The 16,945-nt window shown below is 65.8% G+C and carries 14 protein-coding genes; 9 read left to right on the top strand and 5 right to left on the bottom strand.

From position 1 onward, the window contains the following. Positions 1-42: 42 nt before the first annotated feature. Positions 43-900 carry a Bax inhibitor-1/YccA family protein gene (locus tag GV792_RS12895; RefSeq protein WP_163824324.1) on the bottom strand — a complete coding sequence of 286 codons (858 nt, stop codon included), beginning with the start codon at positions 898-900 and terminating at the stop codon, positions 43-45. Positions 901-1,063: 163 nt separating this feature from the next. Continuing rightward, entirely contained in the window at positions 1,064-2,209 is a 1,146-nt protein-coding gene (locus tag GV792_RS12890; protein WP_163824323.1) for a class I SAM-dependent methyltransferase, read from the bottom strand. A 123-nt stretch (positions 2,210-2,332) separates the two neighbouring features. On the opposite strand from GV792_RS12890, the gene GV792_RS12885 reads away from it, so the two are divergent. Further along, positions 2,333-2,926, top strand: coding sequence for an AMIN-like domain-containing (lipo)protein (locus tag GV792_RS12885; protein ID WP_163824322.1), 594 nt, complete (start codon positions 2,333-2,335; stop codon positions 2,924-2,926). Here the strand turns inward: GV792_RS12885 and GV792_RS12880 are convergent. Next, complete coding sequence (locus tag GV792_RS12880) at positions 2,923-3,852, bottom strand: DMT family transporter (RefSeq protein ID WP_163824321.1); 930 nt, start codon at positions 3,850-3,852, stop codon at positions 2,923-2,925. The two genes, GV792_RS12885 and GV792_RS12880, sit on opposite strands and share 4 nt — an antisense overlap. On the opposite strand from GV792_RS12880, the gene GV792_RS12875 reads away from it, so the two are divergent. The 5 genes from GV792_RS12875 to GV792_RS12855 all read left to right on the top strand — a co-directional run bounded on the left by GV792_RS12875 (position 3,851) and on the right by GV792_RS12855 (position 13,545). Next, positions 3,851-5,260, top strand: a complete 1,410-nt coding sequence (locus GV792_RS12875; RefSeq protein ID WP_163824320.1) for an aminotransferase-like domain-containing protein — start codon at positions 3,851-3,853, stop codon at positions 5,258-5,260. The genes GV792_RS12880 and GV792_RS12875 overlap by 2 nt on opposite strands. Before the next feature lie 150 nt (positions 5,261-5,410). Continuing rightward, entirely contained in the window at positions 5,411-5,926 is a 516-nt protein-coding gene (locus GV792_RS12870) for a hypothetical protein (protein ID WP_163824319.1), read from the top strand. Positions 5,927-5,971: 45 nt separating this feature from the next. After that, complete coding sequence (locus GV792_RS12865) at positions 5,972-6,565, top strand: hypothetical protein (RefSeq protein WP_163824318.1); 594 nt, start codon at positions 5,972-5,974, stop codon at positions 6,563-6,565. Between the two features lie 83 nt (positions 6,566-6,648). After that, positions 6,649-7,251: a DUF305 domain-containing protein gene (locus GV792_RS12860; RefSeq protein ID WP_163824317.1), complete on the top strand. Its 603-nt coding sequence runs from the start codon at positions 6,649-6,651 to the stop codon at positions 7,249-7,251. A gap of 90 nt (positions 7,252-7,341) precedes the next feature. Continuing rightward, positions 7,342-13,545: a non-ribosomal peptide synthetase gene (locus tag GV792_RS12855; protein WP_256668290.1), complete on the top strand. Its 6,204-nt coding sequence runs from the start codon at positions 7,342-7,344 to the stop codon at positions 13,543-13,545. 94 nt (positions 13,546-13,639) lie between these two features. Here GV792_RS12855 and GV792_RS12850 read toward each other — a convergent pair whose 3' ends face one another. Next, the gene (locus GV792_RS12850) at positions 13,640-14,086 is read right to left on the bottom strand and encodes a hypothetical protein (protein WP_163824315.1); all 447 of its coding nucleotides are present in this window, start codon (positions 14,084-14,086) and stop codon (positions 13,640-13,642) included. A gap of 133 nt (positions 14,087-14,219) precedes the next feature. Further along, entirely contained in the window at positions 14,220-14,831 is a 612-nt protein-coding gene (locus tag GV792_RS12845) for a TIGR03086 family metal-binding protein (RefSeq protein WP_163824314.1), read from the bottom strand. 51 nt (positions 14,832-14,882) lie between these two features. On the opposite strand from GV792_RS12845, the gene GV792_RS12840 reads away from it, so the two are divergent. The 3 genes from GV792_RS12840 to GV792_RS29050 all read left to right on the top strand — a co-directional run bounded on the left by GV792_RS12840 (position 14,883) and on the right by GV792_RS29050 (position 16,912). After that, on the top strand, positions 14,883-15,320 hold the full coding sequence (locus GV792_RS12840; RefSeq protein ID WP_163824313.1) for a MarR family winged helix-turn-helix transcriptional regulator: 438 nt from the start codon (positions 14,883-14,885) through the stop codon (positions 15,318-15,320). A 106-nt stretch (positions 15,321-15,426) separates the two neighbouring features. After that, complete coding sequence (locus GV792_RS12835; protein ID WP_163824312.1) at positions 15,427-16,641, top strand: DUF418 domain-containing protein; 1,215 nt, start codon at positions 15,427-15,429, stop codon at positions 16,639-16,641. Positions 16,642-16,756: 115 nt separating this feature from the next. Continuing rightward, positions 16,757-16,912, top strand: coding sequence for a DUF6131 family protein (locus tag GV792_RS29050; protein ID WP_175583018.1), 156 nt, complete (start codon positions 16,757-16,759; stop codon positions 16,910-16,912). The last annotated feature ends 33 nt before the right edge of the window (positions 16,913-16,945 follow it).

Genomic DNA, 16,945 nt, shown 5'->3' with positions numbered 1-16,945 from the left:
GGGAGCCATTCTGGTCTAGGCGCGCGGATCACCGCGCACGCACTAATCGTTCTGGAAGTAGCTCAGCAGGCGCAGGATCTCGACGTAGAGCCAGACCAGGGTGACGGTGAGGCCGAGGGCGACGCCCCAGGCGGCCTTCTCCGGCGCCTGGGCGCGGATCAGCTGGTCGGCGGCGTCGAAGTCGAGCAGGAAGCTGAACGCGGCGATCCCGATGCAGACCAGACTGAAGATGATGGCGATCGGGCCACCGTCACGCAGGCCGAAGCCGCCGTCGGTGAAGAAGCTCGCGATCAGGTTGCCGACGATCAGCACCAGCACACCGATCATCGCGCCGACGATCATGCGGGTGAAGCGCGGCGTGACACGGATGGCGCCGGTCTTGTAGACGACCAGCATGCCAGCGAACACACCGAAGGTGCCGAGCACGGCCTGACCGATCAGCGCCGAGCCGCCCGCACCGCCGAACGAGACGTCGGTGAACATCAGCGACAGCGCGCCGAGGAACAGACCCTCGGCGACCGCGTAGCCGAGCACGATGGCGGGGTTGTCCATCTTGCGGCCGAAGCTGGCGACGAGCACCAGCACCAGGCCGACCAGACCACCGCCGATCACGAACATCGGCGCAAGGCCGTTGTTCGCGCTGCTGAGGATGAAGGAGATGAGGGCGGATACCGCCAGCACACCCAGCGTGATGCCCGTCTTGGTCACCACGTCGTCGATGGTCATCGACCGGGTGGCGGGCGCCTGCTGGTAGGGCTGGTACTGCGGGGGCTGTCCGTACTGGTTACCGAACTGCTGGCCCAGCTGCCCCGCGCCGGCCACGCCCGAACCGAAGTTGGCGTAGCCACCACCCTCCTGCTTGGGGAGGTTCTTGAAAACCGGATTGCTTGTGGCGCGCACCGCTTGTCCCTTTCTGGAGTCGTGGCCCACGTCGAGGCGTGGCCGCCGGAAACGAATCGCTGCTCGATTTCCAACTTGTTGTATCCAACGATCCTCGCCGCCGCCGAGTTCCCGAAGGGGCGACTCGGAGTTACGGCAAAGACCGACAAATCGGACTCTACCGTTATTGGGCGTCATGCAAGCCACACACCGACCGGGTGACGGTGAATTTGCGGTTGCGTCCGATCACATCGGTGCGCCCGACCATCCGCTCGACGACACCGCGATAGTTCAGATGTGAGTTGTACACGGCCCACAGTTCACCGCCCGGCCGCAGCACCCGGCCGGTCTCGGCGAACATCTTGATCGCCGATCCGGTGTGCACGGCCGCACCGACATGGAACGGCGGATTGCACAGCACCAGGTCGGCACTGTTGTCCGGCGCCGCCGACATCGCGTCGTCGCGCACCACCGTCACCCGGTCGGTGACCTGATTGGCGGCGACCGTGGCGACCGCGGAGGCCACCGCGGCGGCCGACTGATCGGTGCCGACCACTTCGAGCCGGGGCCTGGCCTTGGCCAGCGCGACGGCAAGGATGCCGGTTCCGCAGCCGAGGTCGATGGCGTCGCGGGCGTCGGGCTTCATCGTCTTCATGTGCTGGAGCAGAAATCTGGTGCCGATATCGAGGCGGGCGCCGGAGAACGCGGCACCGTGCGCGACGACATCGATATCGAGCTCACCGATGTGCTCGCGTACCGGAAACGGCGGATCGCCCACCGGTTTCGGGCCGCTGGCCAAGAGCGTGCGCGATTTCTGCCTGCCGCGGCTCGCCCGCACATCGGTGAACGATTCGGCGAGAACGTCATTCATCGATTTGGTCAGGTACTTGTCGCGACCGCCCGCGAAGACCACGACGTCCGGTGCGGCGAAGCGGGCGATGGCGTCGGCGACCTCGGAGAGACCCGCGAGCACTCGCGGTAGTCGCAACAGCACAACGCGCACGCCCTTCAGCAGGTCGGCGTCGAGGGCATGCGCGGTGTAGCGGTCGGTGAGGCCGACCGTACGTGCATTGGCGGTGAGGGCGAGTTCGCCGGTGAGCAGATCTTGGTGGACGCGTAGTCCACGGAGGTCGTGCGCGGCCGCGGCGCCGAGGGTCAGCGCACCGTAGCTGTCGCCGATAATGGCAACTTCCCCGCTATCCACAGCAGCGAGCGCGTCTGCCGCGACATCGAGAATCAGCCGGTCAGCGGCATCGACGGCATATAGGTTCGACGCCTCCACATCCGGATACCGGCGCAGCCGCCCCAGCAGATCCTCTACATTCAGCACCCGTCAAGTGTGCTAGATCGTTGCCCGATAAGCACGTCCGGCCCATATCGGACACCAAGAGCAATCAAACATCCTGGGCGGAATACCCGCTGCGAGCGGGCGATAGTCGGTAACATTTGCCACATGCGTAACAAGCTGGTGGTCGGCCTGATTGCCCTCGGCGTCGTCGGTGTCGCGGCGGGATGCGGCGACAGTGAATCGACCCCGAGCAGCCTCGTCGATGTCCCCACCACCTCGGCCGCGACGACCACCCCCGCGGTGGCCCCACCGGCCGGGCCGTCGGATGCCGCACCCAAACGCGCCGAAGCCTCCGGCGACGCCGCGCTGACGGTCACCGATATCGGCATCAGCCATCACGACGGCTTCGATCGTGTCGTCTACGACCTGGGTGGCACCGGAACGCCGGGCTGGATCGTCGAGTACACCGACAAGGCCGTGCAGGACGGCAGTGGCGCCGCCCTCGACGTCGCCGGACAGTCGGTGCTGGAGGTGCGGATCACCGGCTCGGTGTACCCGTTCGACAGCGGGGTGGAACCGTACGCGGGTCCGGACCCGGCGACCGATCCTGCCGCACCCGGCATCGCAGGCGTCTACCGGACGATCGTGTTCGAGGGCATCACCCAGTCGTTCATCGGTATCAATGGAGATCGACCGGCGTTCTCGGTGAGCACGCAAGGCGATCCAACCAAGCTCGTCATCGATATCGCGACGTCCTAACCCGCCCGTACGAGTCGTGCACGCACGGCCAGTGCGGCGCAGCCGATTACGGCGAGTCCACCGAGCACCGTCGGCCAGGTGAGTTGTTCGCCGAGCAGCAACGCGGCCCAGCCGATGGTCAGCACGGGCTGCACCAACTGCACCTGGCTGACCTGGGCCATCGGCCCGATCGCGAGCCCGCGGTACCAGGCGAAGAAGCCCAGGTACATGCTCACCACCGCGAGGTAGGCGAAGCCCGCCCATTCGATCGCCGTGCCACTCGGAGGGCGCTGAGCCACCGACAGACCGGTGAGCGCGATCATCAGCGGCGCGGCGAGAACCAGCGCCCAGGAGACCGTCTGCCAAGCGCCGAGTTCCCTGGCAAGCAGCCCGCCCTCGGCATATCCGATCGCGGCCGCCACGACCGCGCCGAACAGCAGCAGATCCGACCAGTGCAGTGCACCGAATCCGCCGCCTTGCAGGGCGGCGAAGACGAGTGCGGCAACGGCGCCGAGCCCCGCCGAGTACCAGAAGGCCACCGGTGGCCGTTCATGGCCGCGGAGCACAGCCATGACCGCAGTCGCGGCGGGAAGCAGCGCGATCACCACGGCGCTGTGACCGGCCGGTGCCGTGGTCAGCGCGTAGGACGTCAGCAGCGGAAAGCCCACCACCACACCGCCTGCCACGATCGCGACCCGGCCCCACTGGGTCCCCTGCGGCAACCGCTGCTTCGTCACGGTCAGTGCCACGGCCGCGAGGAGGGCGGCGATGACGGCCCGGCCGGCCCCGACGAACAGCGGCGATATCCCGCCATCGTCGACTGCCACACGCGTGAAGGGAACAGTGAAGGAAAATGCGACGACACCGAGCAAGCCCCACTGGAGCCCACCGGACGATGTCGGTAGCGGTAGGCGTGAATCTGCGATAGCGCTACTCTGTATACTCATGTTCAACGATAGCAGCTCGCGAATTGTCGCTGATCTCCGCGCGTGGATCGCGGCAGCCGCACCGGGCGCCCAGCTGCCGTCAACCCGGGCGCTGGTGGCGCAGTACGGCGCGAGTCCGGTGACGGTGCAAAAGGCGCTACGCGCATTGACAGCGCAGGGAATGGTCGAAAGCCGCCCGGGTATAGGCACTTTCGTGCGTGCCACGCGGGTCGCCCGGCCGAATGACTACGGCTGGCAGACAGCCGCGCTCGGTTCGCGAGTCGGTCGCACCCCACAGCTCGCCGCGGCATTACGCACCGCACCCAACGACGCGATCGCCTTGCATTCGGGTTATCCGGACCGAGAACTGCTACCCGAGCGGCTGGTCCGCACCGCCTTCTCCCGAGCGGCCCGCAGCGCCGCCACGATGTCCCGGCCACCCGTCGCCGGGCTTCCCGAACTCCAAGCGTGGTTCGCATCGGAGCTCGGCGCGGCCGCACCGGTCGGCGTCGCACCGCCCGCCCATAATGACGCCATCCTCGTCCCCGGCAGCCAGAGCGGCCTCAGTAGCGCCTTCCGCGCGCTGGTCGGGGCCGGACGGCCGCTGTTGATCGAATCACCCACCTATTGGGGCGCCTTGCTCGCCGCGAACCAGGCCGGAATACAGGTCGTGCCGGTGCCGAGCGGAAGCGTCGGACCCGATCCCGATGAACTGCACCGCGCGTTCGAACGCACCGGCGCGCGCGCCTTCTACGCCCAGCCGAATTTCGCCAACCCCACCGGCGCGCGCTGGCCATCGGAGGTTGCCGATCGGGTACTCGAAATCGTGCGTAGCCACGGGGCGTTCCTGATCGAGGACGATTGGGCACACGACTTCGGCATCACCGCCGACCCGGTACCCGTCGCCGCGCGCGACGACGCCGGGCACGTCATCTACCTGCGTTCACTCACCAAGAGCCTGTCTCCCGCGGTGCGGATCGCGGCGATCATCGCGCGCGGGCCGGCGCGCGAACGCATCCTCGCCGATACCCAGGCCGAATCGATGTATGTGAGCGGGTTGTTGCAGTCCGTCGCGCTCGACGTTGTCACTCAACCGGCCTGGCGTAGCCATCTGCGGACGCTGCGCCATCAACTGGCCGCCCGCCGCGACCTCCTCCTCGACGCACTGCACGATCACGCGCCGAGCACGCACGTGACGGCGGTTCCCGAGGGCGGATTGAACCTCTGGGTGCGGCTGCCCGACACCACCGACCTGGCCCGGCTGGTCCGCGACTGCGAAGCGGACGGGGTCATCGTCGCGGCGGGCGACGAATGGTTTCCCGCCGAGCCGACCGGCCTTTATCTGCGGCTCAATTACTCCGGCCCGAACCCGGGTGCCTTCCCAGATGGGGCAAGAGTGATCGGCCGGGCACTGGCTCGACAGAGCTAGGCAGGGGTATCGGTTCGCCAACTATCGCGCCACGCTTGGCCATCGGCGTCAACGACCCAGTACGGTCAGGAGAACTTACGGTCAGATGCTGGCAATGTCTGTCTCCGAGAAGACACGGGGCGGCCGGCATCCGCGAGGGGAGAAAGACCGATGCGACGATTCGAACGCACCAGCCTGGCCGCCGCCTCGGTGGCGATCACGGGCGGAATCGTTCTGGTCAGCGCGTGTTCGAACAGCGTTTCCGGGACCGCCCAGGTCAATCAGAGCGATCTGGCCACCTACACCTCGATGGCGGCGGCCTCGTCGTCGGCCGCGGCCGCAACCGCGGCGACCGCGGCGTGCGACACCTTCAGCACCGCCAATGGGGATTCGGTCCGCAAGTTCAACGCCTACATCGACGCCAGCAACAACGACGCGCCCGATACCGCGGCCAAGGCCTCCGATGCCGAAACATCGCTGCGTGACGGCGCGAACGACGTCGACCGCAAGCTGGCAAAGAACCTCCCGCCCGGGGTCGCCCAAGCGCTGCGCGATTACCGCGACGACAGCAAGAAGCTCGCCGACCTGCTCGAACAGGACGCACCGACCGACATCATGAACGACCACATCGACGTGTTCAACGCCACAAAGGACGCCGCGGTCGATGCCTGCGAGGACTACGAGTAGTACCTGGCGGGGGTATCCGTATGGGCGATCTCTAGAATGGGAGCCGTGACCGACCAGCACCCACCTTTGCGCGCGTCCGGGATTTCCCGGCTGCTCGCGCTGGTCGTGCTGCTCGGCGGGATCGTGGCGATGCACGCGGGGGTGTTCAGTTTCGGTCATGCGGGGGCACACGCGCATGGTGGAACCGCCGCGGCCGGAGTTGCCACCGGTCACGGTCACGCTGGTTCCGAAATGACCGAAGGGTCCGCAATCACCCTTGCATCGCATGCCACGGGGTCGCCTGCGGCCGAGACCGGCGCGCAGCCGTCCTCGACCGTGGTCGCACACGGCAGCGCGAGCGAACACGCGGCCGAGCTCCGGTCGACGGGCGTCAGCGCGTGGCCGACCTCCCTTGACGGTATCGGCGCGCACGAACAAGACTGCGGCACAGGCGGATGCGGCACGCAAGGCGGCATGCACGGCTGCGTGTTCATTCTGTCGATGCTGGGTCTGGCGATCGGGCTGGTGTTGTTGTTCCGGTTGGCATTCCAGCCCATGGACGGCATCGGAACGGCCAACCGGCACCGCCCTGCCCGGAGGGAACGTCCACCACCGTGGACCGTGCCGTCCCTGTCGGAATTGTCGATTCTGCGGGTCTGATGGGCCGTCGTGTCCTGGTCACGAGACCACGGGCACGACCGAGCCTGCCCACATTCCCTTCGCAATTCCCCAGGAGCACAACTATGTTCATCACCCGTACCCGTTTGCTGATCGCCGTCGCCGCCGTCGCGTTGACCGTCGCCGGTTGTAGCGACGATTCGACCAGCGCGACCGAGACCACCACCAGTGCGGCCGCTACCACGACGTCGAGCATCCGCACCGACTTCAACGACGCCGACGTCACCTTCTTGCAGATGATGTATCCCCATCACGCACAGGCCGTCGATATGGCGAAGATGGTGCCGAGCCGCACCCAGAATCCGCAGCTGCTGGCGCTGGCCACGGCGATCGAAGGTGCGCAGGCGCCGGAGATGCAGCAGATCACCACGTTGCTGCACAGCTTCGGTAAGTCCGCACCCAGCGCCGAAGGACACGGTGGCCACGGCGCGCAGATGCCGGGGATGATGACGCACGAGCAGATGACGGCGCTGGAAAACGCCACCGGCCCCGAGTTCGATCGTCAGTGGATTCAGATGATGATCGAGCATCACACCGGCGCCATCGATATGGCGAACACGGAGCTGGCCGACGGCGTCAATGCCGACACCAAGGCCCTCGCTACCAGCATCATCGCGGCCCAGCAGGCCGAGATCGATCAGATGCGGCAGATGCTCGGCCAGAGCTGACACGGACGGGTGCTACTGCCCAATTCCCATCCGTGGTGAACCCACAGCAACCGTCCTAGCATGAGCCAGCTTTACGGCGCTTGACAGGACATGAGATTGAGCAGTAGCACCCCGACCAGCCCGCAGCCACGAACACGCCGCCGGTCGGCTGGATCGTCGCGCACCCTCGCCACGCTGTTGACCACAGCGGTCGAACGAGATCCCGATGGGATCGCGGTGGTGAGTGGAGAAGTCTCCCTTCGATACCGCGAACTGGACGAACAATCCACACGGCTGGCTCGGACATTGTTGTCCAGAGGAGCCGGCCCGGAATCAACCGTCGCGATCGTGTTGCCGCGTTCGATCGAGTCGATCATCGCGGTCTGGGCCGTGGCCAAAACTGGTGCCGCGTTCGTCCCGATCGACGCGAGCTACCCGCCACATCGCATCAATTACCAGCTCAGCGACTGCGACGCCCTGATGGGACTCACCGATCAATCGACTCTCGGCGAGCTGTCGGTCGATATCCCATGGCTGGTTCTCGACGACTCCGCCGTCATGGCCGAAGTCGCCGCCGAATCCACCGCCGGTGTGTCCTACCAGGACCGTCCCGCTCGACTCGGCGTCTCCAACATCGCGTATGTGATCTACACTTCCGGATCCACCGGGACCCCGAAGGGTGTCGAGGTATCACACACCGGACTCGCAGAGCTGTGTGCGGAGCTCACCGAGCGGTACTCCGTCACAGCCGACGCTCGCACACTGCACTTCGCATCACCGAGTTTCGACGCTTCGATATTGGAGCTCTTGCTCGCCGTGGGAGCGGGCGCCACCCTGGTGATAACGCCGCCGTCGATCCTCGGCGGCAACGAACTGGCAAGGCTGATCGCCGCCGAGGGCGTGACTCACGCGTTCCTGACACCGTCGGTGCTCGCCTCGATCGATCCCGCAGGCCTGGACACGCTCCGTGTCGTCGTCGTGGGTGGTGAGGCCTGCCCGGCGAGTCTCGTACGAGAGTGGGCCAGTGCGGACCGGCGGTTCTACAACGCGTACGGCCCCACCGAGACCACAGTTGCCGTCACCATGAGTGCTGCACTCACACCCGATGAGCCGGTGAGCATCGGATCGGCGATCGGCAGCACGCGATGCTACGTCCTCGACTCACGGCTCCGCCTGGTCGGCGACGGTGTGGTCGGCGAGCTCTATGTCTCCGGCCCATCGGTCGCTCGCGGATACCACGAACGTCGAGCACTGACGGCACAGCGATTCGTTCCCGATCCATACAGCGGAGCGGGCGCCAGGATGTACCGCACCGGCGATCTCGTGCGCCGGACCCCATCGGGCGGACTCGAGTATCTCGGTCGTATCGACGACCAGATCCAGGTCCGTGGCGCGCGTATCGAACTCGGCGAGATCGATGCCACAGTGGCCCGCCTGGACGGGGTGCGTACCGCGGTGACCATAGATTTCCGCTCGGGGTCGGGTGAGACGATCCTCGCTGTGTTCGTGCAACCGGAACAAGGACACACCCTCGAGACGTCACGGCTGTCGGAAGCGCTGAACGAACTGTTGCCACGGCATCTGCTGCCGAACGCGATCCACATAGTGGACGCGATACCGACGACTCCCTCCGGTAAAGCCGACCGAGCGGCGTTGCGCGCGGACGCGACCGCCGCGTCCGGCTATCGGGCACCCTCCGGTGTGGGCGAGGATCTGGTCGCGGATGCCTTCGCCCGGGTGCTCGGCCGACGCCTCGGAGCCGAGACCGACTTCTTCACCGCCGGCGGCAACTCACTGCTGGCCACCCAGGTAACCGCCCTGTTGAGCGATGTCTGGGGCACGCGGATTCCGCCTCGGCTGCTTTTCGACCACGCCACGGTGGCGACATTGGCAAAAGCGTTGCGAACTCAGGTGTTCGATGTGCCCCGTCCACCGCTGCGCGCCAGTGAGCGCCCGGAGCGACTTCCCCTCTCGCCTGCGCAATTGCGTTTCTGGCTGCGCAACCAGTTCGACACCGACTCGGCAGTCGACAACCTCGGCTTCGCACTCGCGCTGTCCGGAGACTTGGACGTGCCGGCATTGCGGGCGGCGTTCACCGATGTGGTCGCCCGCCATGAATCGCTACGAACCAGATATCCCGCCGATGTGACCGGACCGTTCCAGCAGGTGCTCGACCCGGACGCGGGAAGCCTCGAGCTGCTGGTCACCGACATCGCGGCCGATGCGTCCTCCACACAGGTCGCCGAACGAGTCCAGCAGTTGCTGTGGCGGGGCTTCGATGTCGCTTCGGAGATTCCGGTCCGGGTCGTTCTGCTGCGCGCCGACGACGGGTACGTCCTGGTCTGCGCGATGCACCACATTTGTGCCGACGGATCGTCGTTGGCACCACTCGCGCATGACATCACAGCCGCCTACGCCGCTCGTTGCGCGGGCACCGCCCCGGCGTGGCGTCCCCTACCAGTGCAGTACGCCGATTACGCGTTGTGGCATCAGGACCTCCTCGGCTCCCGTGACGATCCGGATTCACTCCTCGCCCGCCAACTCGCCTATTGGACACAGGAACTCGATGGGCTGCCCGAAGGCCTTGATCTCCCCATGGACAGGCCACGACCGGCGGTGGCGTCGCTGAACGGATCCGCACTGCAACGCGTTGCGGACGCCGACTTGCATCGCGGCTTGATCACCGTCGCACGGCAGCATCGCGCAACGGTATTCATGGTGATGCGTACGGCGCTGGCGGTGATGCTCGGCCGGTTGTCCGGGACGACGGATATCGCGATCGGCGTACCGATGACCAATCGCGCCGAACCCGCCCTCGATGATGTGGTCGGGATGTTCGTCAATACCACCGTATCGCGCACCCGAATCGATCCCGGCGAACGATTCACCACATTGCTCGACCGGACGCGCGAACGAGACCTGGTCAACTTCGCGCATTCGGATGTGCCGTTCGAACAGGTCGTCGATGCCGTCGGCCCGGTCCGGTCGCCGGGCCGCCATCCCCTCTACCAGGTGGGATTCGCTTTCCAGAACTTCGCCGAGGCCGAACTCGATTTGTCCGACGTGCAGTTCTCGGCTTTCGAGGTCGATACTCGAACATCCAAAACGGATCTGCATATCGCGGTAGTCGACAGCCGAAAGGCCGATGGAAGCCCTGGCCCCATTGCGATTCGCTTCACCTACGCGACAGATCTATTCGACGAATCGACCGTTCGACGCTTCCTCGACACCTACCTGCATCTGCTCCATCAGATCGCGTCCGGCTCGGACGCACCGGTGGGCGACCTCGGCATGATCGGCCCCGCCGATCGGATGTCGTTGTACGAGTGGTCGTCTGGGGACGAGCGGCACATCGGCGCGCGAAGCCTGACAGCGCCGATCTGGCAGCGGACCCGAGAAACACCGCATGCGGTGGCGGTGGTCTGCGGCACGGAGTCGGTGACCTACCAAGAGCTCCACGACCGGACACACCGTATGGCGCGCTGGTTGATCGAGCAGGGTATCGGACCGGAGGACGTCGTCGCGGTGGCGATGCGTCGATCGATCCACCAGGTCGTGGCGTTCTGCGCGATCGTCGAGGCAGGCGCGGCCTGGGCACCGATCGACCCCGGACACCCCGCTGAGCGGATCGAGTACGTGCTCGATTCCGCGTCACCGCACTGTGTTCTGACCACCAGCGCCGACGGCTTCGCCGTGCGGGGCGCCAAGGAAGTCCACGCCGTCGACGGCTTGAATCTGTCATCGATGAGCGCCGCGCCGATCTCCGACAGCGAGCGGGTGGCCCGGACACACGGGGAACAACCCGCGTACGTCATCTACACCTCCGGTTCCACCGGGCGGCCCAAGGGCGTCGTCATCAGCCACAACGCCATCGTCAATCAACTCGCATGGATGACAGATCGCTACGACATCGACCGCACCGACATCTACCTCCAGAAAACGCCCGCAACCTTCGACGTGTCGTTGTGGGGATATTTCCTGCCGCTGTGGGCGGGCGCGAAACTCGTGCTCGCGGGACCGGAAGAACACCGGGATCCGGCGGCGCTGTGCCGGCTGATCGCGTTGCATCGGTGCACGCTCACCGATTTCGTGCCGTCGATGCTGTCCGTCTTCGCAATCCATGCCGATCCCGCCGAACTAGCCACTCTCCGCGCGGTTTTCGTCATCGGTGAAGCACTTCCGCCGGAGACGGCACGCGCCTTCGGTACCTGCTGCCGTGCCGAACTGCACAACCTGTACGGACCGACCGAAGCCGCGGTCAGCATTACCGAGCATCAGCTCACCTCAGCCGATCTGGTCGGCGCACAGGTTCCGATCGGAATTCCGCAGTGGAACAGTCGTGTGCGCGTGCTCGATGCGCGGCTTCGGCCTGTGCCGGTCGGGGTGACCGGCGAACTCTACTTGGCCGGTACACAACTGGCCCGCGGGTATCACGCGGCTGCGCAGCTCACCGCTGAACGTTTCGTCGCCGATCCGCTCGGCGAACCGGGTGAGCGGATCTACCGGACCGGCGATCTGGTGCGGTGGAACTCGCATGGTCTGCTGGAGTATCTCGGTCGCACCGACTTCCAGGTGAAACTGAGGGGCCAGCGGATCGAGCTGGGTGACATCGAAACGGCGTTGCTCGCCGACCCGTCGGTCGGGCAGGCGGTCGTCACGGTGCGACCTTCCGATGCCGGTGATCGACTCATCGGATATGTCGTCGCCGCGCCCGGCGCCGATATCGATGCCACTTCGCTGCGAAGCGAGGCGGCCAAACGTCTGCCGATGTACATGGTTCCCGCCGCGGTCGTGGTGCTCGATTCGCTGCCGACGAATTCCAGCGGCAAACTCGACCGCGCGGCTCTGCCCAAGCCTGTCCTCACCGCGACAGCACGGGTTTCGCCCCGAACACCGCTCGAAGAACAGATCGCGGACGTTTTCGGCGAGGTCCTCGGACTCGACGCGCTCGGCGTCGACGACGACTTCTATGAACTCGGGGGCTCCTCGCTCTTGGCCTTCACACTGCACCAGCGGTTGTCGGCCCGGATCGATGGCAGGATCCCGATGTCGGCGCTGCTGTCCACACCGACCGTCAGCGGTCTCGCCGCGCTACTGGAAGGATCCGGCGAACCCACTCGGATACCCACGCACGCCCTGGATTCCGTACTCGACGACGATATCGACGCGGCAGGTCGCACCGCCGTGGGCACCGGCCCCGCCCACACCATCCTGTTGACCGGCGCGACCGGCTATCTGGGTGCGCATCTGTTGCGGGAACTGCTCGACCGCACCGTCGCCACCGTCCAATGCCTGGTTCGGGCCCGGACCTCCGAGGAGGCCACCGCCAGAATCAGATCGGCCCTGCTGCGGTACCGACTGTGGGACCCCGCACTCGCCGATCGCATTGTCGCGGTGCCGGGTGATCTCGCCGCACCGTTCCTCGGGCTGGCCGAGCCGGAGTTCGATCGTCTCGCCGCCGAGGTGGACGTGATCTATCACAACGGGGCCCGAGTCAACCATGTCGAGCCGTACGGCCGTCTGCGATCGGCCAATGTGGAAGGGACGCGGTGGATATTGCGTCTGGCCGCCACCCGGCGGGTGAAGCCGACACACTTCATATCGACCATCAGCACCGCGGTTTCGGCGACTCACCCCAGCGATGTCATCGACGAGACGATCCGCCTCGGTGCCGACGAATTGCCCGACAGCGGCTACATCACGTCGAAATGGGCTGCAGAGGAGCTTGTTCGGCAAGCGATCGCGCGCGGCGTCCCCGCGACCATCTATCGCCCGAGCACCGTGTGCGGTTCCGCCGGTAACGGCATCAACAATGATGCGGACTCATTGTGGAGTCTGGTGCGTGCGGCGGCGGTGTTGCGGATGGCCCCTGACGTCGCGGACTCGACGGTATCGCTTGCGCCGGTGGACTATGTCGTCGGCGCGATAGTCGCGATATCGATGCGCGGCCCCTCGGAGCCTGTTTATCACCTGGTGAACAAGACACCGGTGGCCCTCGGCGACATCTTCGACAGCCTGCGGGACCACGGATTGTCGATCTCTACCGCACCCCTGCCAAAGGTCCTCGAAGCTCTGGACCGCGAATCGAGGTTCCGGGCCGCTACGGGGGATGACTCCTTGGTCCGTGCGGCACTGTTGCAGTCCAGCTCGCTCGGCCCGACCCGGCACCTCGACTACGCGGATGACAACACTCTCGCGGCCTTGGCCGGCGCGGGGATTCGATGCACGACGGTCGATCGGACGGTGATCGACACCTTCGTCGAGGAATTCATCGCCTCCGGCTACCTACCGGATCGCGTCGAGACGCTCGCATGAGGTTCGATCGTTGCCCGGCCCGCCGGTCGGCAGGCCGGGCAACGGTCACCGCTGTTCGTTTCCGTGGCTCGATCGACCCGCCACCGGTTCGCCGCTAGGGGGTCTGGAACGCGCCGAAACCCGGAATCACCGTGCCGCTGGTCGCGAAGACCGTGGCGGTCACCAGGCCCGTTCCGGTGGTGACGACGACCGGCTTCGGCATGCCCGTTGTCGAACTGGTGGTCGTCGGTAGCTCGATCGTGCCGTTCGCACCGGTGTCCAAGTTGCGCCAGTTCACCTGCACCGACGGTGCGAACGGGATCAGCGAGAAGATGGGGTCGTCGACCACGAGGGCGGTTTCCCCCGGCGTACCGGTCGGGGTCGCCGACACGTGGACCACACCGACCGATGGCGACAGATCGAAGGTGTAGTTGAACACCACCGGCACCGGAAAGACCGTGGTCGGCTGAGCCACCGCGGGACCGGAACCGCCGACCACGAACCCGAGGGCCAGCGCTATGGCGGCCAGCGCGCCGGCGATGGATCGGATCACGATATGCACCAATCTCCTCCTAGCTCGCGCGGGAATCGGCCAATCTTCCCGAGTATTGCCCCCTTGCCGCGATAACGTGCTCGTTTTTGATCACCGGTTAGTCTCGATACAGATCGTGTGCCCGGTAGTCCTCGCCCCAGTCCTACGGCTGACCGGGTGTTGGGTCAGGCCAGGACGGGGACCTGCCAAGCAGGCGCAGGGTTCGATCCAGTGCTGAATCCTCGGCGGTCGTCGGCAGGTCCGGGCCGAAGGCCGCGCCCGGTTCGATGCGGATCGATCCGGTCGGAACCTTGTCGGCGATGCGTTGCGAGATCGCTGCCAGATCCGGGTCGATGTCGATCTGCTCGCCTATCGCGCGGGCGACGTCCCAGGCGTGGACTACGGAGTCCACGAGGTGGAAGTTGATGGCAGTGCTGCCGGGGATGGTGGTGTCGGTGGTGATATCGGGGAGGGACCACGGGCGGTCGAGGACACCCTCGGCGGCGAAAGCGGTGACGACCTCGTCGCAGGAGCTCAGGCAGTCGGCGATCGGGTCGTCGGCGAATTCCTTTCGCCACCAGTCATATTCCTTGCCGTGGCCGGCTGCGGCGGCAGCAAAGCCGCGGTTCTGTACGGCCATGTGATGCAGCAGGTCGCGTAGATCCCATTCCGCGCAGGGCGTCGGGTCGGCAAGTCGATGCGGCGCTACTCGCGCGACCACGCCGCGGCACAGCCGGACCGACTCTCGATGTTGTTCTCGAATATCAGTAAGCATACGCATATCGTAGGCGTCAGCTTATTATTTGCCCAGGGGTATCTTTTCCCCATGCCGGACCGACCCGACCTAGCAGCGATGATCGTGCCGCTCGGCCGCACGTTGATGGCCATCGAACGCCCGATCCTGGAATCGCACGGCCTCACCATGTGGGCCTACGGCGTCCTACTCGGCCTCGAGGAATCCCCGGTCCGCACCCAATCGGCCCTCGCCAAGGCCATCGGCGCCGATAAGACCCGCATCATCGCCACCCTCGACGACCTCCAGGACCGGGGCCTCATCACCCGCACCCCCGACCCCACCGATCGCCGCGCCCGTCTGCTGTCGCTCACCTCGGCGGGCCGGGAGCTGCGCGACTCCGCGCAGGCCGCGATTCATCACCAGGAGAACGAGCTCCTGGCGGCCCTGTCCCCCGACGATCGCCGCGGCTTTCTCCGCGCACTGCAACAACTCTCGGAACCGGCCGACCCCACGCTCGGGAATTCATGATGCGCTGAACCGGCCAACCAGGTCATCCCCGAGATTGATCACCACAAGCCGCAGATCATCCGGGCGGCCGATGTGGACGACACACGCCGACACCTAACGTGACGACATGGTGCACACGGCGCAGAAACCGTCAACGCGGCGCATCGGCGAGGTCGACATGCTGCGCGGTTTCGCGCTCTTCGGGATCCTGGTCACCAACGCCGCCGTACTGACCATGCTGCTGTCGTTCACCGGCCCGAACTCCGATCCGGTTCCACTGTTCGACGGGACATGGGATCGCCTCGCGTACGGACTCATCTACGGACTTTTCCTCGGCAAGTTCTATCTGCTGTTCGCCTTCCTGTTCGGGTATTCGTTCACACTGCAGATCGCCGCCGCCGAACGCGTCGGTGTCGCACCCGTTCCGCGGCTGCTCCGCCGATGTGCGGCGCTACTGCTGATCGGCGTGGCGCATGTATGCCTGCTGTGGATCGGCGACATCCTCACCCTGTACGCGGTGCTGTGCGCGATTCTGGTGCTGCTCCGCAAGATTCGGCCCCGCACGGCCGTCATCACAGGTGTGGTGCTGTATGTATTGTTCGCGTCGCTAGCATTCGTGCCCGGCGGCGGCACCGACATCGGCGGGCTCGGCCAGGTCTACGACCTGGAGGCGATGCGCACCGGATTCCTCGGCACCGTGACCGACGCCTTCACCACACAGCTCGAGACCGGGCCGAAGTTCATGCTGTTCACGTTTATCGGTCAGGGCTTCACCAGCATGGGCATGTTCTTGATCGGTATGGCAGCAGGCAAGGTGCGGTTGTTCGAGGACCCCGAGCGACTCAGCCGGTGGACACCGCGCGCCCTGCTGATCGGGGCCGCCGTCGGACTGCCGGTCTCGATCGCCACCGTGGTTGTGCATACCGTGCACGGGGAAGTGCCGACCTATCTGTTCGGCATCCAGGAATTGATCAACCCGGTCATGACCATGTTCTACGTCTCCGTGATCATCTGGCTCGCGCGATCGGACCGTACCGGCGCGCTGCGCCATACCGCGCCGGCCGGGCGCATGGCCGCTAGCAATTACATCGGCCAATCCGTGGTGATTGCCGTTCTGTTTACCGGCTACGGATTCGCCCTCGGCGACCGCATCCCACCCTTCGCGGTACTCGCGATCGCCGTCCTCACCTATCTGGCCCAGCTGTGGGGCAGCGAACGCTGGTTGCGCGGGCATCGTTACGGGCCGGTGGAATGGGTGCTGAGGGCAGCGACCTACCGGCAATGGCCGGCGTGGCGGCGGTCCGAACCCGCCGTGGACGTCCACGCAGGCGCCGCGCCATAAGGCCCGGACCGGGACCAGTTGCGATCACCGAATATCAGGCGTGTACTTGAATGAGGCGGTAGGTCGGCGAACCGACCCCGAGCCGTCTTCGTTCACCTGAAAACGGATCGACGTCATGATCATTCTCGGAGCTGTGCTTCTCATCGCCGGACTGATTTTCGGCATCTCTGTGCTCACAACGATCGGGATCATCATCCTGATCATCGGCGCCGTGCTGTTTCTCCTTGGCAGCGTCGGTCGGCCGGTCTATGGCAGACGCCACTACTACTGACTCAACGCTCAACACGCGAGTTCGAGGAGGGCG

The organism is Nocardia cyriacigeorgica, assembly GCF_010868145.1.
Taxonomy (GTDB): domain Bacteria; phylum Actinomycetota; class Actinomycetes; order Mycobacteriales; family Mycobacteriaceae; genus Nocardia; species Nocardia cyriacigeorgica_D.
This window is presented reverse-complemented; position numbering and strand designations above follow the sequence as displayed.

Excerpts from the sequence above, each read along its gene's own strand:
- GV792_RS12885 (WP_163824322.1), top strand. The coding sequence starts at position 2,333 with ATGCGTAACAAGCTGGTGGTCGGCCTGATTGCCCTCGGCGTCGTCGGT.
- GV792_RS12875 (WP_163824320.1), top strand. The coding sequence starts at position 3,851 with ATGTTCAACGATAGCAGCTCGCGAATTGTCGCTGATCTCCGCGCGTGG.
- GV792_RS12880 (WP_163824321.1), bottom strand. The coding sequence starts at position 3,852 with ATGAGTATACAGAGTAGCGCTATCGCAGATTCACGCCTACCGCTACCG.
- GV792_RS12870 (WP_163824319.1), top strand. The coding sequence starts at position 5,411 with ATGCGACGATTCGAACGCACCAGCCTGGCCGCCGCCTCGGTGGCGATC.
- GV792_RS12860 (WP_163824317.1), top strand. The coding sequence starts at position 6,649 with ATGTTCATCACCCGTACCCGTTTGCTGATCGCCGTCGCCGCCGTCGCG.
- GV792_RS12855 (WP_256668290.1), top strand. The coding sequence starts at position 7,342 with ATGAGATTGAGCAGTAGCACCCCGACCAGCCCGCAGCCACGAACACGC.
- GV792_RS12845 (WP_163824314.1), bottom strand. The coding sequence starts at position 14,831 with ATGCTTACTGATATTCGAGAACAACATCGAGAGTCGGTCCGGCTGTGC.
- GV792_RS12840 (WP_163824313.1), top strand. The coding sequence starts at position 14,883 with ATGCCGGACCGACCCGACCTAGCAGCGATGATCGTGCCGCTCGGCCGC.
- GV792_RS12835 (WP_163824312.1), top strand. The coding sequence starts at position 15,427 with ATGGTGCACACGGCGCAGAAACCGTCAACGCGGCGCATCGGCGAGGTC.
- GV792_RS29050 (WP_175583018.1), top strand. The coding sequence starts at position 16,757 with ATGATCATTCTCGGAGCTGTGCTTCTCATCGCCGGACTGATTTTCGGC.